The sequence below is a fragment of the Vibrio sp. KUL78 genome, assembly GCF_059725505.1.
This window is the reverse complement of sequence record NZ_AP045838.1, coordinates 1,072,966-1,092,750: the sequence shown is the minus strand read 5'-3', so window position 1 is coordinate 1,092,750 and position 19,785 is coordinate 1,072,966. Positions and strand designations below refer to the sequence as shown.

Here is a 19,785-nt window from a genome sequence, read left to right as displayed (position 1 = left end):
TGGAAGAACCCTAAGTCAGGTTATTGAATACGCTGAACTTGTGGCAGCATATATTGATTGTCGAGGATGGCTTGTGTTGGCTCGTAGAGTCTCATATGGAGGTAGAACTCTTCTTTAGGAGCAGGCAACCAGTTACAGTCTTCATCCTTTGGTTTGTCGCTCTGTATGCACACGGTAAGTGATCCGTCCGAGTTGTATTTCAGCTCTTTAGAACGGTTGGTAGAAATGGAGTAGCGGTCGATGCTGTTCTCTACCATAAACAGGTTTTTGGCATCGTACATCGTCAGTGACCAGAACGCGTCTGCAGGGGGATTCGCCGGCATCGTCATTCGATAGGCGTGGTCTCCGGAGAGCTTTTCACCCTTAGCATCGGTATATCGATTAGGGTACAACGCTCTCTCAGGGACGTTGAGTCCAGCGGCGCGCAGATTGATGCTGGCACGGCTCAGGTAGTCATGACCATAGCGTCCACCTTCATACATCATTGACCAACCGTTGTTTGTCGTACCGACACTTCGACCAGCGTATTGAATCACTTGTTTTGAGGTTTCAATCGCTCTTAATAGGCCACGCTTTTGTGCCTCGGATAGCTTGGTGGCATCAAATGGGGTGTCATTACCAATGCCTATGTAAGAGAACTGATCAACCACGGCTTTGTCTTCAGAGACAGGGTTTTTTCTCAGTTCTTTATCAATCAAGGCATACCAATCTAAGCCTTGAGGCAGTGTCATTGGTGGAATTCGATTACTCGATTTGGCCAGCGTAACTGGCTGGTGAGGCCAGCCAAGCTCAGTGAGGGGATAGCTAATAAACCCATCGTGTACTTTGAGCGCGCTTTGTAGGTCGGACTCACCAGAAACACCAGTGCGCTGGATTAGCCAAACCAAAGGCGTGCGAGACTCGATCACGCCATCGATACCCTCAGGTACTTGTCCACTCCAACCCCTATTGACTAAAAGATACTTCGAGCCGTTACTACCGGCGTTGTCGTGATACAAATCGGTAATAGAATCTGAGTAAGCGTCGAGCAGTTGCACGATGAAATAACGGTCATCTGTTTTAGGGATCTCTAGAACCATCGGACCCGCGATATCTAAGTCGTAGTGCGCTTGTGAATACAAGGTGTCGTTGTTTACTGTTGGTACTATCTGATCTTGTGGCCCCGATAAAACGCGTGTCTTGCCCATTTTGTTGAGAGGAGCCATTGCGTTATCCATTGGCGCGTCCACGGAAGTGGTTGTTTCTCTCACGGCGGCGACCCTGCACCATAAATGAACACCTGAACCCCTAGGTTGTAGGCAAGCTCTTCTTCAGGGTCAATTGGCGCGTCTGCCCAAGCGATGTGAGGCACGGATGCCATGGCAAGCATCAGTGTGAATCTGTTGAGAGTGTTTCGTTTCATATCTATCCCATCGTTCTCTGGCTCACTGTTTTGTCACAGCATCGCGCCAACGTCTGAAGAGAGTAACGTGAAGCGAAATTGGTTTGTGTGATAGTGATTATTTGGATTTCTAATTTAGGGCTATTCGAAAAAGGACTATTGGAAAACGTAATAGTCGCTATCGCCTTTTTTCTATCGAGTTTTCATTAACATCAACCGCATCCTACAGCGGAGACACTTAATGAAAAACACAACAAAGTTTGCGAAAAATGCGATTACTGCCTCTCTGGTAGTTAGCGCTTCGTTGGCGAGCGCATCTGCGCTGGCCAAAAGCCCTAATATTGTTGCCATCATGGTTGATGATGTTGCACCTATGGATCTGTCTGCTTATCACCGTGGCTTAGGCGCGATTAAAACGCCTCATATCGATAGTATTGCCCAGCGCGGCGTGATGATCAGCGATTACTATGCCCAAAGCAGTTCTACCGCCGGACGATCCGCTTTTATCACCGGTCAGTATCCGATTCGAACCGGTTTGACTGGCGTTGGGCAACCGGGCTCAAAGTTGGGGATTAAGAAAGAGAGTCCGACCCTTGCCGAGTTACTCAAGCAAAAAGGCTACGCGACGGTTCACGTTGGTAAATCCCATCTTGGTGACAACAACAGTCACCTCCCTACCGTACACGGCTTCGACGAATACTATGGTTTTCTCTATCACCTCAATGTGATGGAAATGCCAGAACAACCAGAATTCCCGAAAGACCCCAACTTCACCGGCGTTCCGCGTAATGTGCTGCACTCAGTGGCAACGGATAAGTTTGATAAGTCCGAAGACCCTAGATTTGGTGTAGTCGGCAAACAGAAGATCACCGACAAGGGAACGCTTGGCAAAGAGCGAATGAAGACCATCGATGAAGAGTTTTTGAACTTTGCAACCGAGTGGATTGATGAGCACGAAGCCCAGAGCGACGACCAGCCATACTTCATGTGGTACAACCCATCGAGAATGCACACCATTACTCATGTGAGAAAGGAATATGAAGGAGCTAGTCAGACGTCGACTTATTACGATGCATTGAAAGAACTCGATGATCAGGTTGGGGTCTTGATTGAAAAGCTTCGCCAGACCGGTGAGCTCGATAACACCATCATCATGTTTACCTCTGACAACGGCGTGAACCTAGATCACTGGCCAGATGGGGGCGCAGCGTCATTCCGAGGTCAAAAAGGTACAACTTGGGATGGCGGATTCCGGGTTCCAATGCTAGTGAGTTGGCCTGAAAAGCTACCTCAAGGCACTTATGTCGACGGCATGATGTCAGCGGAAGACTGGTTGCCAACGCTCATGGCCGCAGCAGGTGATACCACCATCAAGCAAGAGCTCCTTAAGGGCAAAGAAATCGAAGGTACTAAGCGTGTTGCTCATCTGGATGGTTATAACCAGCTAGACATGCTTGCGAACAATGGGGAGAGCAAACGTCGAGAGTTCTTTTTCTATAACGAAACGGACCTCAACGCAATTCGTGTTGATCAATGGAAGGTTCACCTTCGCACTAAAACGACGTGGACTGAGCCTGCGAAACAGTGGCCATTCGGCGTACTCGTCAATATCAAAGCCGATCCGTATGAGCGCTCACCAGACACCACAGGTTGGTATCACTGGATGAAGCAAAAGTCTTGGGTGTTGCCAGAGTTCTATCAAGCGATTGGCAAGTATCAAAAATCGCTTCAAGACTACCCACCAGTTCAGAAAGGGACAGGTGTCGGTATGGGTAACAACACCATCGAATAACCGATCCACCGCATGCAGCCTATCGTAGGCTGCATGCGGATTTAGGTTTATCTCACTTTCTCTCTTAAAGGTTCTTTTATGTTCAAGAAAACGCTACTAGCAAGCGTGCTTGTTGTGTCGAGCTCATTGTTTGTCTTGCCAACCATCGCAGCCGTTCCAACACAGCCGATGACGGCTGAGCAGGCGATGCAAAATGAAAGCTATGTATTGGGTGTTAACGCTTACGTGTGGGGCTCGACCCTAGTCAGAATGGAGCAGATTGCTCGGCAGTACACTGATATGACGCAGCCAATCTCTGATACCAGCTATCGAGCGCCACTTAACGAGTTCGGCCATGCGAGACGTTTGAGTACGCCTCATGATTTGGATATGCCGTCTGCAAACCGCGACACCCTCTATTCAAGTGCAGTATTGGATTTGAGTCAGGGGCCAATGGTGCTATCGGTTCCTGAGGTGAATGACCGCTATTACGTGATCAACATGTTCGATATGTGGCACAACTTGTTCCAATATGTGGGCACTCGCGAAACCGGACAACTTTCGAAGCAACTCCTACTGGTGCCGCCCGGCTGGGAGTCTAACGTTGACGTTCCACGAGAGCTTCAAATCGTGGAAGCGCCAACCAGTAAAGTTTGGCTTTGGGGACGCACGCAAGTCTTTGAAGGCAGTGATGATGTGTTTGCTCATCGCATTCAAGATCAGTACACCTTGACACCGCTTCAAGAATATCTTGGTGGCGAGAAAGTCGCAGCCACACCCTTACCGCCACGCGCAGGAGAAGAAGGCGACCCACTTCGATTTTATGAAGAACTCGGCGCGTACCTGAAAGACAACCCTGTCGACGAAAGACAGCAAGCGATGCTAGGTCAACTGGCGAAGATAGGTATTACAGAGCAAGGCTTTGATCGCAGTAACCTGAGTGTGGCAACCATCGAAGCGATGATCAAAGCGGTTCAAGACGGACAGTCAATCGTTATGGCTCAGCAGAAAAACCCTGCGGCGCTTGAGATTAAAGATGGCTGGGTTTATGCCTTTAATCTAGACGGTTTTGGTGATGACAACGCCATGCGTTCTCTGATTGCCCACCCTTATTTAGGTGGACAAGGAGCGAAAGAAGCTATCTACCCGATGGCAGCAATGGATGCGAAAGGTCAGCCACTCTCTGGCAAAAATAATTACGTGATGAAGTTTGATCAAGAACCTCCTGTTGGCGCGTTCTGGTCGGTCACTGTTTATGATGCCAAAACCAAGATGCTGGTGGAGAACCCAATCAACCGCTACAGCATTAACAACTCAATGCCACTCAAGCGCGGTGACGATGGCTCATTTGAGATTCATCTGTCTAATCAGGCGCTTTCTGATAACCAGAACTGGTTGCCAATACCTGAAGGTGAGTTTTACCTCCTGACTCGTTTGTATGTCCCTTCTCAAGAGGTATTACGAATGGAGTGGACGGTGCCTGGACTTGAGAAAATCCAATAGTAAGAAGCGGGGTAGATTGAGTATGCAAAGACTCCAAATCTTGCTGCTTTGCGCGTGCAGTTCTCAACTTGTGTGGGCAGAAGACACCGAAGACGTGCAGGATATGTCTGATCCTTTGGCTGTGTACACACAGGTTGGTATGGGGGTGACAGATAAAGGCTTTAATCTCAAAGTCGGTCGCTCATACGACACTGGGAATCCTAGTACTGCAGCGATGAACATTTTTGAGGTTAAAGGTTTCTTGGGAAAAGAGATCGGCTGGAATGATGGAAGGGATAATAGTATCGATAGCTTTCGATTCAGAAACTTCCATGCCAACTACAAGAATGGTAGAGGTCGTCAAATAGATGTCCAGTATGACGTGAAAAATGAGGTAGGGAATGCATCTTATAGTTTCATTCAGGCAATACCAAAGATAGGCCCTGTTAGCTTGTTCCCCTTGTTGGGAGCAGGTTTGAACTTTCGTAATGCAGTAGATGACACGGGTGAGCACGTCGGTGGCTATGAAGTCCCGGGGACGTTTGCTGTTGTTGGCTCATACGGACAAGTGAGTTTTACGGATAAGCTTTGGTTTAACTATAACCCAATGTGGTTCACGACACTTTCTGGCAGTGATGAGTACACAAGGGAGGGCATCGAAGGAGGGAGCTCGCTGCTGACCCATGAAGTCGCACTGTCTTATCAGGCTTCTCCACGGCTAAGTGTTCGTTTTTTTTCTAACTGGTCACAAAACACAGACTTCAAGGATGGGTCACATCGTTTAGAGTTCAACTACCAAATATAAGGCATTAAAAAATGCAATTGCCCTTTAGTTTGTTTATTAAACCCGTTGGTAGCCGCTGCAATCTAGATTGCAGTTATTGCTACTACCTTAATCAGGACAAGCCAAACAAAATGGATGTTGAGGCAATGAGAACTATGGTCTCAGAGCACATCTCAGCGCAGCCCTCCCATACGCCGGTGGTCGATTTTATCTGGCATGGGGGAGAGCCGATGATGAGAGGCTTGAGCTTCTATGAAACCGTGGTTGCAGAGCAAAGTCGATACCCAACGAATAAGCGGATTGTGAATACGTTGCAGACCAATGGCACCCTGATCACTGAAAAATGGGCGCGTTTTTTTGCCAAACACAATTTCATGCTGGGTGTGAGTATTGATGGGCCGGAACTGCTGCACAATATTGGGCGAATAGACAAACGAGGGGGCTCTAGTTTCGAACAGACATTGCAAGGAATGGCGCTACTTCGCCAGCACAAGGTTGAGTTCAACACCTTGACTGTAATAAGCAATCGAACCTTTCACAGAGGCAAGGAGATCTATCAGTTTCTGACCAAAAATGGCAGTGACTATCTGCAGTTTCAGCCTTGTGTTGACCATGATCTTGATCGCCGCTCAGACTATGATTGGTCATTGAGTGGCGAGCAATGGGGGCGTTTTTTGTGTGATGTCTTTGATGAGTGGTGTGACGGGGATATCGGGCAAGTGAATGTTCAGTTTTTTGAAAACTGTTTGGCCATTCTTATGGATTACCCGAGTCAAATGTGTCATCACGCCCCAACTTGTGGCCAGCAACTGATGGCCGAGGCTGATGGGGAGGTGTTCAGCTGCGACCACTATGGGTATGAGCAATACTCATTGGGACAGTGTAAGGACGCTGCTCAAAACGACTATCGCCCGCTACGAGAAATGGTCAACAGCACAGAGCAGCGTCATTTTGGGGAGAGCAAATGGGAAAGCTTATGTAGACAGTGTCACGAGTGCGATTTCTTGCCTCTCTGTCATGGTGGCTGCCCTAAAAATCGAACTTTGTTGAATCAAGATTCAGAGCCGATGAACCTGCTCTGTTCAGGCTATAAAACGTTTTTTGCCTATGCATTGCCGCGAATGTTAAGAATGGTTGATGCGATGAAAAACGGATACTCACCAAAGTATTACCAACTGTTTTGATTTAGACTTCGGTTATGATTAGAGCTAGATGAGTCGTTATGGATAAAGATTACAACCTGCTTCGCCTTTTAATCGTCCTGTTTCAAACCCGGCAAACGGTCGCGGCAGCACGTAAGCTGAACATTAGCCAGCCAACTGTCAGCACGATGCTGAGAAAGCTCAGGCATCAGTTCAATGACGATCTTTTTGTTCGTAACAAGAACAAGTTAGAGCCAACGCCAAAATGCCAACAATTGATGGAACGCCTTCCCGCTTTAGTCGAAGAGATGGAGGCGTTGTATCTAGATGATAAAAGCTGGCATATATCTCAGATGAAAGGGGATATTACCTTAGTGTTCCCGGCTACTTTAATGGCTCCGATTGCCTCGAAGCTGATCACTGCGCTCTGTGAGCACGCTCCTAACCTCACGATCAACTGTGAACCTTGGAATGCTGGCACACTGTCAATGCTAGAACAGGACCCAAGCTACTGGGGAGTGGGCTATCTGCCACTAGAAACCAACAAAAACGTGATGCAAAAGGCGCTGCCTGATGACAAGTTTGTTTTGGTTAAGCGTAAAGATCATCCCATTCAATCTGAAGCGCTAGAGGAAGTACTCCAGTACCCACTGTGTTTGAGTATTATCCCTGGTTACATCGAAGCTTCTAAAGTGGAGATGCTCATTAAGAAGTACAAACTCGATAAGTCGATCAGTGTACGCTCTGCAGACCTCGCGCTGTTGTTTGAGTTTATTAAAAGCAGCGACGGGTTAGGTGTGGTGTCAAAACGCATCGAAGGCATGCTGGATTCGGAGATAGTGACACAAGCGTTGCCGCCAGAGCTCAAAAGTGACACGTTTCGCAGAGAGACTGCTCTGTTCTTTCATGCGTCTAATCGTCATGCGGGCTTTACACTGTGGCTGCATACAGAACTTTCTAAACTGATGTCATGATTTTTTGTCTATACGATAAAAAACCTGATTAGTCCCAAGCCTTCACATTTGCTTCAATAGCGCCCGAAAGATTGCTGTTAATCTTATTTTCCAATTAAGGGTTTAAAATGTTTGCTATTGATGATGTTGTAGTTGCAACTAAAGGTATCGATCTAGGTAAAATGGTCGTGACTGGTTTGAGCAGTGGCGGCTTCTACGTTCGTGTAGAAGTAGACGGCATGTCTCTAACTTACCCAGCAAAAGACCTACAAAAAGCGTAATCTTTACTGCTTAGTTCTTCTTTGTAAATGGCGACCCAATGGTCGCCATTTTCATTTAATTCTTAATACTATCAGTATACTGCACTCTCTTGGTGCATTGCCCTTCTTTAAACCGTGCCTGCATCGTAGGTGTGCAATCTTCGAATGTACTACAAGCGCTAATACTATTGAGTCTCAGCACTATTTCACCCTATTCGCGTCGACTGGAATGAATGTTGCACTTCAATCATAGACATAAAGAGAGCGAGTCTTTAGCCAGGGAGGGGAGAGATGATACTTATCTTACGTGCAACATCGTTGAATAGCGTCAATTTATTGCTGACATTCGCTTTGATTTCATCGGTAGCACTACTTGCTTTTGAAGCCAGTCAACTTGGTATGGTGCTACTATTCCTAACTGCAGCACTATCAACACTTTTACTGTTTTCCTTAAGCCGAGAAGTTCGTGTACTCAATGAGTATATGGTGCAGATGAAGGGTGGCGAAGAGCCGACACTTCCAAGCTCAATAGCGTTACTTTATTCGAGTTTTCATGCCATTGATGACGTCGTTCAATTGATGTCTCGAAAGCTCAGAAAGGCAGAAGCCATGCGCTCAGAGATGGCTTTTTGCGCGCAGGAGCTAGCCAGTAATGCCGTGGATGCCGCCAGGGACAGTGACAAGCAAGCGGACTCGACGTTGTCATCAGCGTCGGCAGCCACCGAAATCTCGCAAAGTATTGAAGATGTGTCGAGTCGTATTGAGCAAACACTGAAGGCGATTGAGCAAGGCAATGCTTTGTGCGGACAAGGAAATCAAGCGTTAGTGAGCGTTCAAGCAAGTGTTGAGAAAGTTGAAGAGCAAGTTGGATTTACCGCGAGCAGCATAGTGACGCTAGAGAGCCACTTGTCCACCGTATCTGAAATGTCACAGTTTATTCGTGATATTGCTGAGCAAACTAACCTCCTCGCTCTGAACGCTGCAATAGAAGCGGCGAGAGCAGGCGAACATGGACGCGGATTTAGCGTGGTGGCGGAAGAAGTTGGGCGGTTGGCTAAGCGAAGTCATGAATCTGCGAATGCGATTACCTCTCATGTTGACAAGGTGACCAGTAGCATGAGTGATGTGACCGCAATGGTTGAGAAAGTGAGAGAGGGTAATAGCCGTTGCACCAATCAAACGCTGGTGGCACAAGAGACGTTAGAGGAAATGAAAGTCTCTATGGCATCGATCACTGACCAGGTCGCAGGAGTATCGGCTGCCTCAGAACAACAAGCGATCGCGATTCAGGAGATCTCCAGCAACATGGAGCAGGTTGCGGTTACCGCAAAGCATAATGCTGAAACAGCGGCGGACAATGCCCAAGTTGCCGAACATCTCGAAAAGCTAACTGCGTAAGGAGTCATTGAATATGGATACGATACTGACAAACCTACCAATTATCGCGGGTGTTTCTATAGTTCTGCTTATTCTAGGGTCGATAGTTTGGAAGCGAGCGAGTACTTACAATAGTATTCAAATTTCCAGACAAGGTGGTTTACAGCATCTCACGACGCTTCGACAGTTGCTAGCCACCATTCAGAAACACCGAGGCATCACCAATGGAGTGCTTTGTGGGGACGATAAACTTCAATCCCGCTTGCCGTCGATTCAAAGTGACATCAATCGCCACCTGCAAACGTTAGCCACGCTCGATGAGCCGATTCGGGGTACGAGCAGTTGGCGCCATGTCGAAGATAAATGGCCAGCAGTTCAGTCTCATTATAGGCAGTGGTCAGCGGAACAAAATCTCGCTACTCACAATCAGTTACTCGCAGCGGTTCTGGAGTCTGTAGAGGAGTGCGCGCAGCATTATCGATTAGCTGAGTTGCCCCAAAAAGACGGGGAGTCCATAGCGGCGCTTTGGAAGGACCTACTGAAAGTGGCCGAATGTGTCGGTCAGGCACGTGCGCTAGGAACGGGTGTGGCTGCGAAGTCAAAATGTTCGAGTGTCGAGCGAATTCGTTTAAAGTATCTACATGAGTCTATTCATAACTTTGTGTCTGCGCAAAAACACTCAGATTATCCGACGGTGAAAAAACTTCTTAGCACGATAGAAAACAAGGTACTCATCGTGATCCCAAGTGTCGCCGCATTAGAGTATTTTGATGATGCGACAGCAGCGTTGGATGAGGTATTCAGTGTCTTCGATGAGCGAGTAAGTAAACTTAGTGAACACCTTTAAACTGGATCGTCCTGCGATTTCGACCTCTGAGGCGTAAAAGCCTCAGAGGCAATGAGTGTTGTCGGAGGTTTATAGTTGTTCCTCTATCGGCAATATACCGCTAAACCAGGCGCCCATTCTGCGCCAGATACTTGCTTCTGGTTCAGATGTCAGTGTTTCTCCGGTGGTATGATCAAACCAAACGAGATCGCCATCTTCCATCTTCATTTCGTAAGCTGTTTTTGGAATTTCATCAATAAGGTTACGATAGACCTTCTGAGCGTATTCTGGTTGTTCAATCACCACGCCCATTTCTGTGTTGAGATGTGCAGAGCGCGGGTCGAGGTTCATCGAACCAACAAATACTTTTTGCTTATCAATGATCATCGCTTTGGTGTGCAAACTGGATCGGCTACTGCCTGTTAAACTCCAGTTTTTCTTAATCTCTGCATTGGATTTCACCTCCCAAAGCTGTACGCCACCCTCGACTAAGTCTTCGCGATATTTTGCGTACCAACCATGTACGGCGAATACATCGTTTGATGCCAGAGAGTTGGTGATGATAATCACTTCGAGCCCTTGCTGTACTGCAGTGACGAGCTCCTTTGTTCCTTGTTCTGTAGGTACAAAATAAGGAGATATAAACACTAACGAGGTTTCAGAATCCTCGAGAACAGAGTTGAGGCTATCAATAAGGGTACTTTGCTTGCTATCGGGTTTGTCGGGAAGATCATAAAGCAGCTCACCGATACCCCAGTAGAGCTTTACCGTTCCATTGATGAGGTCGTTGTACAACGGCAACTTGGCAAAATCGTAAGTGCCTCCAGAAAACTTAGCTTCCAAATCGAGCTCTTGTACCCATTTATCGACATCGGCGTCGGTGTAGTGTTCTTCGATAGGTGTTATCCATTCGATGGGAATGCTGTAGTCACTGTTCCAATAGAGATCGAATTGACGATTAACCTGACGGACAGACTTACCGACCATGAGTAAATCAAGATCGGCAAACTCGACGCTGGATTCAATGGAGTAGTATTCATTCCCTACGTTACGTCCGCCGATAATGGAGACAATGCCATCTACCGTAAGCGACTTATTGTGCATGCGATGATTAAGGCGTTCAAAGTCACTCAACATCGAAATGCTACGAGCAGAGCGCAGGTGATGTGGATTAAACATGCGTACTTCGATATTTGGGTGACTGCTGAACCTCACCAAATCTTGGTCATTGTACTTTTGCATATCATCAAGAAGTAAACGTACTCTGACGCCACGTTCTGCGGCTTCAAATAAACGCCAACCGATAAGGTTACCCGCTTCATCATCACGGAAAATATAGTATTGAACATCAATGCTCGACTGAGCGGTTTCGATGATAGCGAGCCTAGCTAGCAGGGCATCGTGCCCTTTGTCTAATGGATAAAACCCGGTTTCTTCGGTAAGAGAATGGGAGGAGACTTCACGCTTGAATAGTTCATCAAGTCGAGTCGGCTCGTCATTGATAATGGTGTAAGAGTTCTCTTTTTCGTATCGGCTCGGATCAATGCTGGACGAGACGCAGCCACTTAACGCGATAATCAGAGAAAAAACGAAGAAATTTTTGATAGACAAAATATTGGGCATAGTTAAAGTGCTGGTATTTAATAGAGTTCTACAAATGCAGCGAGAGTGTAACGACTCAGAAGCTAATTTGCACTGAATCGTTCGCCTTTTTTACTGACATATTTCATAGCAAATAAGTATAGCCTAATCGAAAGCGACAAGGTTGCATAACAATTACTTATAACGGATTAAACCAGATTTAGTGAGCTGGATATTAGGAGTACAGATGGCCGGGTTGGGAAGTAATAAATACACGTTATTTGGTGTGATGGCGATATTAATGTGGAGCTGTGTAATGGCGCTGACACGAGATATCGCAGAGCTTTTTGGACCCATTGGCGGCGCGGCTTTAATGTATACCGTGAGTACGCTTGCACTCGCTTTGGTCATGGGGGTTCCAAGGCTGAGTGATTTCAATACACGTTACTTGCTATTTGGTGGTGTTTTGTTTGTCGCCTATGAAATTTTATTGGCATTAGCATTGGGAATGGCGAATGACCGTCAGCAGGCGATGGAAATGGCAGTCATTAATTACTTGTGGCCGGCGCTTACTGTTTTGTTCGCTGTTCTTAGTAGCGGTCGCAAAGTGAATATTCTTGTCTATCCGAGCGTGGTACTCGCCTTTATTGGGGTAGTGTGGTGTATCTCGGGTGACTCGACGTTGTCGATAGAAAGCATTAAAAGCAACATCGCAACGAATCCGATTACCTACAGTATGGCGTTTTCGGCGGCCTTTATTTGGGCGCTTTACTGCAACATAACCCCGTCTATGAGCGGTGGCAAGAATGCGATTGTGGTGTTTTTCGCCATGACAGCCATAACGCTCTGGGTTCATTATGCGTTTAGCAATGAGCGTGAAATGGCATTCAACCTATCGTCGGTATTTACCTTGCTGCTGGCTGGGATAGTGATGGGTGCGGGCTATGCGCTTTGGAATCAGGCGATCATCGGCGGTAACATGGTTTTGATTGCGACTTTCTCGTACTTTACACCTGTGTTTTCCACCTTGTTTTCTTCGTTTTATTTATCTGTCGCGTTGACTCAATCTTTTTGGCAGGGCGTTGCGCTGGTGACTTTGGGATCGTTAATGTGCGCATGGGCAACGAGAGAGAAACCTGAGCGCGAAGAGGCGTCGGCTCTATAAGCACAGCAATCTTATCTGGTTCTACTATCGTAAGAGGGGTATTACGACAAAAAATAGGATTGAGGTAAATGGAGTGTGTTCAGCAGAGACACAATGGTTGGTTGAGGTATTGTCAGCACCGACTTTTTGTCAAAGCAATTGGGTTGGTCGTTCTAGGTGTTGGAATAAGTCTTTACAGTGTTACCTCATTTGCAGCGCCAAGCGGAAAGCCTTGGCTCGTCAGCTATAACCAAGATGCGGTGACGCTTTATAAGCGCGAACACAAAGATGGCCTAATTGAGATTCGCGTTCATGCGGATATGACAACGACCTTTGCCGCGTTTCTGCGACTCTTTGAGGATACAAAAAACGTTCCTCGGTGGCTTCATAATGTAGATCAAACCAAGGTGCTGGCCCAGCTCTCTGCCAATGAAAATGTGGTCTACACGACCTTCGCCGCCCCTTGGCCTGCCAAAAATCGTGATATGGTCACCTATTCACGCTATTACCAATCAGGTCGTCGATTTGTGCTAGAGATTAGCGATGCCACTGAGTATTTAGCTCAGCAACCCGATTACATACGAATTACCCAAGTGCGAGCGCGTTGGGAGCTTACTAAGTTATCTGATGGAGAGGTATTTGTGGTGTATACGGCGTTTGCCGATGTGGGCGGGGCTTTGCCAGATTGGCTGGCAAATCAGCTGACTGTAGAAGGCGCCATTGAGACCTTCAGAGGATTGAAGAGAGAGATTGCTGGATACCAACATCTCTCTCATCCGAATGTTAGAGACTAAAGCCTACTAAGCGTCAGTCTCAATCAAGCATTAAGAATTACGTGCGTAGTTGACATCGTCAGCTTGAGATAGAGACTTACACGCATCGATCAACATAAATGCTGGTACTTTAATAAAGTATGCCGAAATCAAAATCATCATCACTGGATCCGCATAAACGCTCAGGTGCGACCATGGTGACTGTTCTAGTCCCCAAGCGGTGATGAAGCCCGCCATTACTGCAAAACTTAATAGTGTATCCATCTGCCACTGTTTCGTCTCAGCTTCGATCAGGTTTGCACACAGTACTTTGTTTTGCTTAGAGATATACCACCATGCGTACGAACAGCCTAATACGTTAAACAAACCAAAAATGGTGGCGACGGTAGTATCCACCGGACGACCACCGGTGAACATCGAGCTTATCGCTGAGTATAGAGACGCCAAGACGATCACTAATATAACGAAACCTTTGATGGCAATAACAACCGACTCTACGGTATGGCGACCATATTTAGCCGCATGGCTCTTTGGTTTCTTCAATTGGTGTGCTGCCGCCAGCGACAATAAAGTTAACAGCAAGCTTACTAATGAGTAAACACCGTCAAAGGCGATGACGAGCGAGCCCATAAGCACACCCACGACAAGCCCTGCGACAGCAAAGCCAGTTGCGATAATGGCTGAAACTCTCAAAACGGAAGACTCGTTGTGTTGCTTTTGCGAAGACATGGGATTTACCTTTTGTTTGAATTGAGTCTATTGTTTCGCCGCAGTGATTAACTTTCAAACTTTAACTGTCGATGGGAGAACTATGTTGGAGTGAGGTAGGTGATCTTAGTTAGATATATCAGAAGGTTATGTGATGATTCTTGCTGTCAAAAATCGTGGCACCCACTGATGCGGTCATTAAAAATATGTGATGTTGACCAGAGCGCTGAGTATTTTAAGTGCAGTGCGACTTGGCGATATAACTAGAAAGTGAAGAGGTAATCGCTGATTTGATCAGCAAGCCAAGTCATGGCTGGGTGTTCAGACATCCCTGAAGGGGCAATCATACTGAAGTCTTCTTGAGTTAGACCATAGGTATGCTTTATCACTGAAAGTGTTTGCTCGCGCAGAAGCTGACGAATCAGTGGTTCAGGCAATACCCCCCAAGCACCTTCGGAAATGATGGTCTTGAGCATAAATTCAAAACTCGAGAAGCCGATGTATTTCAATGAGAAAGGCAGTAACTCCGGGTTATCACGTAGGTTTAGATAGGCAAGAGATACTTGCATTTCATCTCGTAATACCTCGTCAGAGACCCGAGGCAAGTTCGATAGCCTGTGGTCGGCGCGACATACCGACATCATTCGAATCTTACCAAGTGGTTGGTAGGTGAGCCTTGGGTCACCTTGTCTCTCAAAATCGACACCAAAGGCAAAGTCGACTTGTTTCTTTTCGACAATATCAGCGAGATCACCAGAAGAAGCGAGAACAATATTGAGTGAAATAGCAGGGTAACGTTGGTTAAGCTCTATGGTGAGATCTTGCCAAACCTTATCAGGTAGGCTGTCATCGTGAGCAATGCGAAGCTCGGTTGCAAAATCGCCTGATACTTGTGCGCACGTTTGTCGAATTCGCGCCGCAGTGACGAGTAGGTTGTCGCAGTCTTTGAAGATGGCCTTCCCTGTTTCTGACAAAGTGACATTGTTGCCAGTACGAACAAATAGCTCAGTATCGAGATCTTTCTCAAGCGCTTTGATCGCCATGCTGAGCTTAGTACGATTACAGTTCAGCATTCGCGCTGCTTCAGACACAGAGCCTGAGTTAACAACGGCACAAAAGGCTTCAATTTGGGAAAGATTAATCGACATTGCCACTCAAACACCCGAAAACAAAGGAATAAAAATCATAGCACGAGTCCCAAAGAATACGAAGATAACACTAGGAATTGCTTGGCGTTCTGGTTTAATCTATGCGTAGTCATTAAGGATTAAAATGTAGTGCTTATATTGTGTTCAGCACTTGCAAATGAATGGAGTAAACTATGTCTAACGAGTGGGATGAGTACGCTGCGACATGGGAGAAAGACCAAGCGACGGCTACCTTTGCACAGTCTTGTTTTGAAGAGCTCACCGCGCAGACCTCATTAACGCGCAAAACGGTGTTGGACTTTGGCTGTGGCACAGGCCTTTTAAGTCAGTTGATGTCGCCAGCAACAAAAGAAATTGTCGCTCTTGACGGCTCTGAGGCCATGATCGAAGAGCTTGATAAAAAGGGGCTGGAAAACGTTGAACCAGTCGTCGACTTATTGACTCGCGGCTTGGTCGCTCAGCATCCAGCATTTCGTAATCAGTTTGATTTGGTTGTAGCGTCGTCGGTGTGTGGGTTCCTTGATAACCTTCAAGAGACTGTAAACATTATCTATACCCTTCTTGATGAGTATGGCTTGTTTATTCACTGGGATTGGGCGGTGGATAGCGATGACTTGGGATATGGTTTAACTGAGCAGCGTGCAAAAGAGATTTTACTCAATGCTGGCTTCGAGAAAGTTGAAGTGACCGTACCGTTTGAAATAGACGCTGGCAAAGGACCCAAAAAAGTTCTCATGGGCGTTGGTCGCAAATAGCATAAATCACAATAGTTTTTATCTGAATCACGAATAGGTGAAGCCTTTGGCTTCACCTTTTTTTGTTATGCTGCTGGCGTATTAATTTTAAGCAGGTTAACTATGTTTCTGGGAGAAAAGTTTCTGAGACCAAAGCTTCTGAGACCAAAGCTTCTGAGATCAAAACGATTGAGCAGCCAACTACTCGCTATTTTGTTAGCCACTACGAGCGTGTTGTTTGCCAGTTCCGTATGTGCAAGTGACGAAAAAAGCAGGGAGCAAGCACAACAACTCATCGTAAAGGCTTCTGAAAAAATCGACATGTTTGATTCGACACAACATTGGGAGTCTGTGAAAAATCTTACCGGCGTGGCAAAGGCTATTGTGGTGTTTCCGTCGGGCGCCCAGGCGGGCTTTCTCATTGGCGCCCAATGGGGAAGAGGGATACTACTGACACGTGAGGATCATCGTTGGAGCGAGCCTGTGTTTGTTAAGTTCCACAGCGCGATGATCGGACTTTTAGCGGGAGCTCAACATATAAGTGGTGTCGGCGTGATTCTCTCAGATGATGTACTTGAGAACCTCAAATCTAGCCCGACTAAAGTGGGTGGCACGGCAGACCTCACAGTCGGGAAAGGCGTCAGTGGCAAGGTTATTGGTGGTACCGGGGGCGTCAGCGCCATGATGGTGTCCGAAAATAAAGGGCTGTACTTTGGTGGAAGTATCGATACCTTCACGCTTTCGCTAGACAAAGACCTCAACCAAGCGTTATATAGTGACGATTTTTCAGCGGAGAAGGTGCTTTCAAATTACGATAACCATCAGGGGGAAGCCCAGAACTTGCGTAATAGGCTAGAGGGTGTTGCTTACCGAGCGGTTTACCAATAAATGCCATTCTGCTGAGTAAAATTTAAACTTGTTGTTTTTTAGTGCATTATTGTGTTTAGACCTTAGGTTAAATTACGCTTTGGGACATTGCCAATGAACAAACTGCTCTCTTCATTACTTTTTGCCAGCATCGCTTTGGTCGGGTGTACGACGTCTACCACAACGAACTCACCACTTAACTTTTCCTATGGGGTTGCAAAAACGGGTGATTTTAGTTTTTTGCCTCAATCTGGAGTTGTTACCTACTCTTGGCGCAGTGATTCTCCAGTCGCACATGTTTCGAAAGAGTATGATGCGGACTATTACCTCAATGTTATCAAGGCTCAAATCGACCAGGTTTTAGCGTCTAAAGGTTATATCGCCGTCAGTGATGGTCATGCGGCAACAATGCACCTTGATTTTGGTATAGCGACAGAAAATGCCATGAACGATGAACAGATTTTTGAAAGCACGCAGATTGCAACGGGTATACAGGGCGATAGTCAAAAAGGTGAGAAGGGCAGCATCTATATCGCTGTTTTTGACTCGGTTGGCGCGTTCCCAAGATGGAGAGCGCTTGCTCAAGGGCCAACCGATCAGAGAGTAAAAGATTCAGCAGAGCGAGAAGAGCTCAAAAACCTAATAGGCTCCATGTTAGATGACCTGCCTCCAAGATAAAGAAAACCGAAGCGTCAAGCTTCGGTTTTCTTTATAGGGTAACGTGTTGCGTTACTTCGGCATGATGACAGCATCAATGACGTGAATGACGCCGTTTTTGGCCTTAACGTCTGTCGCAACAACTGTTGCGTTGTCGACCATAACCATACCGTCTTTCTTAGTTATCATAATCTCTTGGCCTTGGACTGTCTTCGCTTTGTCTAGTCCCATCACATCTGCAGCCATCACCTTACCCGGTACCACATGGTAGGTTAGGATAGCAACCAGCTTGTCTTTGTTCTCTGGTTGTAACAGAGATTCGACAGTGCCTTCAGGTAGCTTGGCGAACGCTTCGTCAGTCGGAGCGAACACCGTGAAGGGACCTTCCCCTTTTAGTGTATCAACCAACCCCGCAGCCTGTACTGCAGCGACAAGTGTCGTGAACGAGCCATTTTCTGCCGCAACATCAACGATGTCCTTTTTCATTCCGTGGTGGTCTGCGAAAGCCGAGATTGAAAGAAGAAGTGCTGCCATTGCTGCAAACGAACGTGTTAACAGTGTTTTCATATCTGCGATCCTTTTTTATTCCTATTCGCAGTCGTCTGTTACGCGGCGAATAACTCATCGATCACCAAGATCAGCGAACAAAATGTATTCAGTTCAAAACAGATTGCTTAGCAGGTTTGTTTTCGGGCAGCTAAACTACTCACATTAAATAACGCAAAGTGACTGAACATGTTGGATTATTTTGTTGAAAAAAGAATTGATATCGCGACTCAAGCAGAGAGCGCAATAAACTTTTTGGCGGATTATCGGAACTGGCCTCAGTGGTCTCCGTGGCTCATTATGGAGCCTGAATGCAAGCTTGATTATCGGGGTGAGCAAGGCAATATCGGCGATGGGTATCAATGGGACGGTGACCTTGTTGGCGCTGGAGAAATGACCTTGATGACGCGCAGTGCCACGCAGCTCGACATGCATTTAAGCTTTCAAAGGCCGTTTAAATCTGAGGCTAAGGTGAGCCTTCAAGCGGTACAAATGGGCAATAATACCGAAGTACGTTGGAGCATGAAGAGTAAGGTGCCATGGTACCTGTTTTTTCTCAAAGGCTTGTTTCAAACCATGATAGGGATGGATTATGAGCGCGGGCTAAAGATGCTCAAGTCTGCGTTGGAAACAGGCGAAGTTCACTCACGTCTCAAACTCATTGGGGAACGAACTCAAGACGAGATCCATTATGTGGGGGTACGCGGTAGTGGCACGATTGCTGAACTGGGACCGCAAATGCAAGCGCACTTTTCTGAACTTAACCAGCTCATAGAAACGAAAGGGCTAGAGATAGCCGGGCCACCCTTTGCGTTATATCACTCGATGAAAATGAAGCAGCAGTTCTTTGAGTTTACGACCTGCTTCCCTGTGCGACAAAAGGTCGAGGTAGCGAAGCCATTTGAAACGGGTACGCTGGCTAGCTGTGAGACCTATGTTGTTGAACACACAGGCGAATACCCTTTCATGGGCAATGCTTGGTCGATGGCAATGAATGCATCACGCCACCACAAGGTGAAAGTCAAGCGTCGTCCTTTGGGGCTCGAAAGATACCTCAATGACCCAGGTGAGAATGAAGCGAAAGACTTGGTCACTGAGGTGGTGTTGTTTAAGAAGTAAGCTTTGGCTAGAAAACCAGACCAGGCAGTAGCACAGGTTTAGATGGCCATCGGTAACCGTTCAAAGGCTTGACCATCGCCGATACGGGTGTTGGTTGAGCTAGCGGATCCTCTTGCAGGATATTTAAATTGGTGACTCGAATATACCCGCTAGACCCATAGACTTGATCTCGACCAAACAGAACCGAGAAATGCATTCCTTGCTGCTCCATCCATTGGTGAACCTCAGTTAGTATCGCTTTGACCAAGCCCTTTTTGCGATAGTCTGGGTGAACACATACCTCAGCTACGCCGCCAATAGGATAGGAGCGACCTCTAATTTCAACAGATTTCTCGTGTACCGCAACATGTGCGACAACATGGTGTTTGTTGTCGCTCGTGACGTACCAGCGGTGTTGCGGCATCTCATTGTAAAAACGCTGAGTTTTGAACCTTGCGTCACTTGGCTTGGTAAAACAAGCGCTGAGTAGGGCGATCAGTGCTTGATTAAGCTGCTCATCCACTGAGCTGTCTTCAATATATTGAACTTTCAT

General features: G+C 46.7%; 19 protein-coding genes and 1 pseudogene. 14 read left to right on the top strand and 6 right to left on the bottom strand.

Translation table 11 applies throughout. The features are described 5' to 3' along the window. Positions 1 to 20: 20 nt before the first annotated feature. Positions 21 to 1,369: pseudogene (locus AC6I8Y_RS21525) on the bottom strand (DUF1254 domain-containing protein). A gap of 253 nt (positions 1,370 to 1,622) precedes the next feature. Here AC6I8Y_RS21525 and AC6I8Y_RS21520 point away from each other — a divergent pair. From AC6I8Y_RS21520 to AC6I8Y_RS21485, 8 genes are all read left to right on the top strand, one after another. Next, on the top strand, positions 1,623 to 3,173 hold the full coding sequence (locus AC6I8Y_RS21520) for a sulfatase-like hydrolase/transferase (RefSeq protein WP_394149367.1): 1,551 nt from the start codon (positions 1,623 to 1,625) through the stop codon (positions 3,171 to 3,173). Positions 3,174 to 3,251: 78 nt separating this feature from the next. Next, complete coding sequence (locus tag AC6I8Y_RS21515) at positions 3,252 to 4,655, top strand: DUF1254 domain-containing protein (protein WP_394149365.1); 1,404 nt, start codon at positions 3,252 to 3,254, stop codon at positions 4,653 to 4,655. Positions 4,656 to 4,671: 16 nt separating this feature from the next. Continuing rightward, entirely contained in the window at positions 4,672 to 5,439 is a 768-nt protein-coding gene (locus AC6I8Y_RS21510) for a hypothetical protein (protein WP_498021601.1), read from the top strand. An 11-nt stretch (positions 5,440 to 5,450) separates the two neighbouring features. Beyond that, entirely contained in the window at positions 5,451 to 6,602 is a 1,152-nt protein-coding gene (locus AC6I8Y_RS21505) for an anaerobic sulfatase maturase (protein WP_394149362.1), read from the top strand. Positions 6,603 to 6,640: 38 nt separating this feature from the next. After that, a complete protein-coding gene (locus AC6I8Y_RS21500) occupies positions 6,641 to 7,534 on the top strand; it encodes a LysR family transcriptional regulator (protein ID WP_394149361.1) in 894 nt (297 codons plus the stop codon). A gap of 107 nt (positions 7,535 to 7,641) precedes the next feature. Further along, the gene (locus AC6I8Y_RS21495) at positions 7,642 to 7,794 is read left to right on the top strand and encodes a hypothetical protein (protein WP_128650681.1); all 153 of its coding nucleotides are present in this window, start codon (positions 7,642 to 7,644) and stop codon (positions 7,792 to 7,794) included. Between the two features lie 270 nt (positions 7,795 to 8,064). After that, positions 8,065 to 9,171, top strand: coding sequence for a methyl-accepting chemotaxis protein (locus AC6I8Y_RS21490; RefSeq protein WP_498021599.1), 1,107 nt, complete (start codon positions 8,065 to 8,067; stop codon positions 9,169 to 9,171). 13 nt (positions 9,172 to 9,184) lie between these two features. Further along, positions 9,185 to 9,997 (top strand): hypothetical protein, encoded by an 813-nt coding sequence (locus AC6I8Y_RS21485; protein ID WP_498021597.1) that lies wholly within the window; start codon positions 9,185 to 9,187, stop codon positions 9,995 to 9,997. A 69-nt stretch (positions 9,998 to 10,066) separates the two neighbouring features. Here AC6I8Y_RS21485 and AC6I8Y_RS21480 read toward each other — a convergent pair whose 3' ends face one another. After that, a complete protein-coding gene (locus AC6I8Y_RS21480; RefSeq protein WP_498021595.1) occupies positions 10,067 to 11,599 on the bottom strand; it encodes a phospholipase D family protein in 1,533 nt (510 codons plus the stop codon). A 205-nt stretch (positions 11,600 to 11,804) separates the two neighbouring features. On the opposite strand from AC6I8Y_RS21480, the gene yddG reads away from it, so the two are divergent. Continuing rightward, on the top strand, positions 11,805 to 12,722 hold the full coding sequence (yddG, locus tag AC6I8Y_RS21475) for an aromatic amino acid DMT transporter YddG (protein WP_498021594.1): 918 nt from the start codon (positions 11,805 to 11,807) through the stop codon (positions 12,720 to 12,722). 68 nt (positions 12,723 to 12,790) lie between these two features. Then, positions 12,791 to 13,495 (top strand): START domain-containing protein, encoded by a 705-nt coding sequence (locus AC6I8Y_RS21470; RefSeq protein WP_498021593.1) that lies wholly within the window; start codon positions 12,791 to 12,793, stop codon positions 13,493 to 13,495. 30 nt (positions 13,496 to 13,525) lie between these two features. Here AC6I8Y_RS21470 and AC6I8Y_RS21465 read toward each other — a convergent pair whose 3' ends face one another. Both AC6I8Y_RS21465 and AC6I8Y_RS21460 read right to left on the bottom strand, forming a co-directional pair. Continuing rightward, positions 13,526 to 14,203, bottom strand: a complete 678-nt coding sequence (locus tag AC6I8Y_RS21465; protein WP_394149351.1) for a cation efflux transmembrane domain-containing protein — start codon at positions 14,201 to 14,203, stop codon at positions 13,526 to 13,528. Positions 14,204 to 14,445: 242 nt separating this feature from the next. Next, complete coding sequence (locus AC6I8Y_RS21460) at positions 14,446 to 15,324, bottom strand: LysR family transcriptional regulator (protein WP_498023074.1); 879 nt, start codon at positions 15,322 to 15,324, stop codon at positions 14,446 to 14,448. 179 nt (positions 15,325 to 15,503) lie between these two features. Between AC6I8Y_RS21460 and AC6I8Y_RS21455 the strand changes: the two genes are divergently transcribed. From AC6I8Y_RS21455 to AC6I8Y_RS21445, 3 genes are all read left to right on the top strand, one after another. Continuing rightward, a complete protein-coding gene (locus AC6I8Y_RS21455) occupies positions 15,504 to 16,085 on the top strand; it encodes a class I SAM-dependent DNA methyltransferase (protein ID WP_042469810.1) in 582 nt (193 codons plus the stop codon). A 168-nt stretch (positions 16,086 to 16,253) separates the two neighbouring features. Beyond that, positions 16,254 to 16,952 (top strand): lipid-binding SYLF domain-containing protein, encoded by a 699-nt coding sequence (locus AC6I8Y_RS21450; RefSeq protein ID WP_498021592.1) that lies wholly within the window; start codon positions 16,254 to 16,256, stop codon positions 16,950 to 16,952. 93 nt (positions 16,953 to 17,045) lie between these two features. Continuing rightward, entirely contained in the window at positions 17,046 to 17,609 is a 564-nt protein-coding gene (locus AC6I8Y_RS21445) for a DUF4136 domain-containing protein (protein ID WP_128649577.1), read from the top strand. Between the two features lie 51 nt (positions 17,610 to 17,660). Here the strand turns inward: AC6I8Y_RS21445 and AC6I8Y_RS21440 are convergent, their stop codons facing one another. Continuing rightward, positions 17,661 to 18,122, bottom strand: a complete 462-nt coding sequence (locus tag AC6I8Y_RS21440) for a fasciclin domain-containing protein (protein ID WP_234497811.1) — start codon at positions 18,120 to 18,122, stop codon at positions 17,661 to 17,663. A 201-nt stretch (positions 18,123 to 18,323) separates the two neighbouring features. Between AC6I8Y_RS21440 and AC6I8Y_RS21435 the strand changes: the two genes are divergently transcribed. Beyond that, positions 18,324 to 19,253: an SRPBCC family protein gene (locus AC6I8Y_RS21435; RefSeq protein ID WP_498021591.1), complete on the top strand. Its 930-nt coding sequence runs from the start codon at positions 18,324 to 18,326 to the stop codon at positions 19,251 to 19,253. Between the two features lie 7 nt (positions 19,254 to 19,260). Here the strand turns inward: AC6I8Y_RS21435 and AC6I8Y_RS21430 are convergent, their stop codons facing one another. Beyond that, positions 19,261 to 19,785 (bottom strand): GNAT family N-acetyltransferase, encoded by a 525-nt coding sequence (locus AC6I8Y_RS21430; protein ID WP_498021590.1) that lies wholly within the window; start codon positions 19,783 to 19,785, stop codon positions 19,261 to 19,263.

Excerpts from the sequence above, each read along its gene's own strand:
- AC6I8Y_RS21520 (WP_394149367.1), top strand. The coding sequence starts at position 1,623 with ATGAAAAACACAACAAAGTTTGCGAAAAATGCGATTACTGCCTCTCTG.
- AC6I8Y_RS21515 (WP_394149365.1), top strand. The coding sequence starts at position 3,252 with ATGTTCAAGAAAACGCTACTAGCAAGCGTGCTTGTTGTGTCGAGCTCA.
- AC6I8Y_RS21505 (WP_394149362.1), top strand. The coding sequence starts at position 5,451 with ATGCAATTGCCCTTTAGTTTGTTTATTAAACCCGTTGGTAGCCGCTGC.
- AC6I8Y_RS21500 (WP_394149361.1), top strand. The coding sequence starts at position 6,641 with ATGGATAAAGATTACAACCTGCTTCGCCTTTTAATCGTCCTGTTTCAA.
- AC6I8Y_RS21495 (WP_128650681.1), top strand. The coding sequence starts at position 7,642 with ATGTTTGCTATTGATGATGTTGTAGTTGCAACTAAAGGTATCGATCTA.
- AC6I8Y_RS21490 (WP_498021599.1), top strand. The coding sequence starts at position 8,065 with ATGATACTTATCTTACGTGCAACATCGTTGAATAGCGTCAATTTATTG.
- AC6I8Y_RS21485 (WP_498021597.1), top strand. The coding sequence starts at position 9,185 with ATGGATACGATACTGACAAACCTACCAATTATCGCGGGTGTTTCTATA.
- AC6I8Y_RS21480 (WP_498021595.1), bottom strand. The coding sequence starts at position 11,599 with ATGCCCAATATTTTGTCTATCAAAAATTTCTTCGTTTTTTCTCTGATT.
- yddG (WP_498021594.1), top strand. The coding sequence starts at position 11,805 with ATGGCCGGGTTGGGAAGTAATAAATACACGTTATTTGGTGTGATGGCG.
- AC6I8Y_RS21470 (WP_498021593.1), top strand. The coding sequence starts at position 12,791 with ATGGAGTGTGTTCAGCAGAGACACAATGGTTGGTTGAGGTATTGTCAG.
- AC6I8Y_RS21465 (WP_394149351.1), bottom strand. The coding sequence starts at position 14,203 with ATGTCTTCGCAAAAGCAACACAACGAGTCTTCCGTTTTGAGAGTTTCA.
- AC6I8Y_RS21455 (WP_042469810.1), top strand. The coding sequence starts at position 15,504 with ATGTCTAACGAGTGGGATGAGTACGCTGCGACATGGGAGAAAGACCAA.
- AC6I8Y_RS21445 (WP_128649577.1), top strand. The coding sequence starts at position 17,046 with ATGAACAAACTGCTCTCTTCATTACTTTTTGCCAGCATCGCTTTGGTC.
- AC6I8Y_RS21440 (WP_234497811.1), bottom strand. The coding sequence starts at position 18,122 with ATGGCAGCACTTCTTCTTTCAATCTCGGCTTTCGCAGACCACCACGGA.
- AC6I8Y_RS21435 (WP_498021591.1), top strand. The coding sequence starts at position 18,324 with ATGTTGGATTATTTTGTTGAAAAAAGAATTGATATCGCGACTCAAGCA.
- AC6I8Y_RS21430 (WP_498021590.1), bottom strand. The coding sequence starts at position 19,785 with ATGAAAGTTCAATATATTGAAGACAGCTCAGTGGATGAGCAGCTTAAT.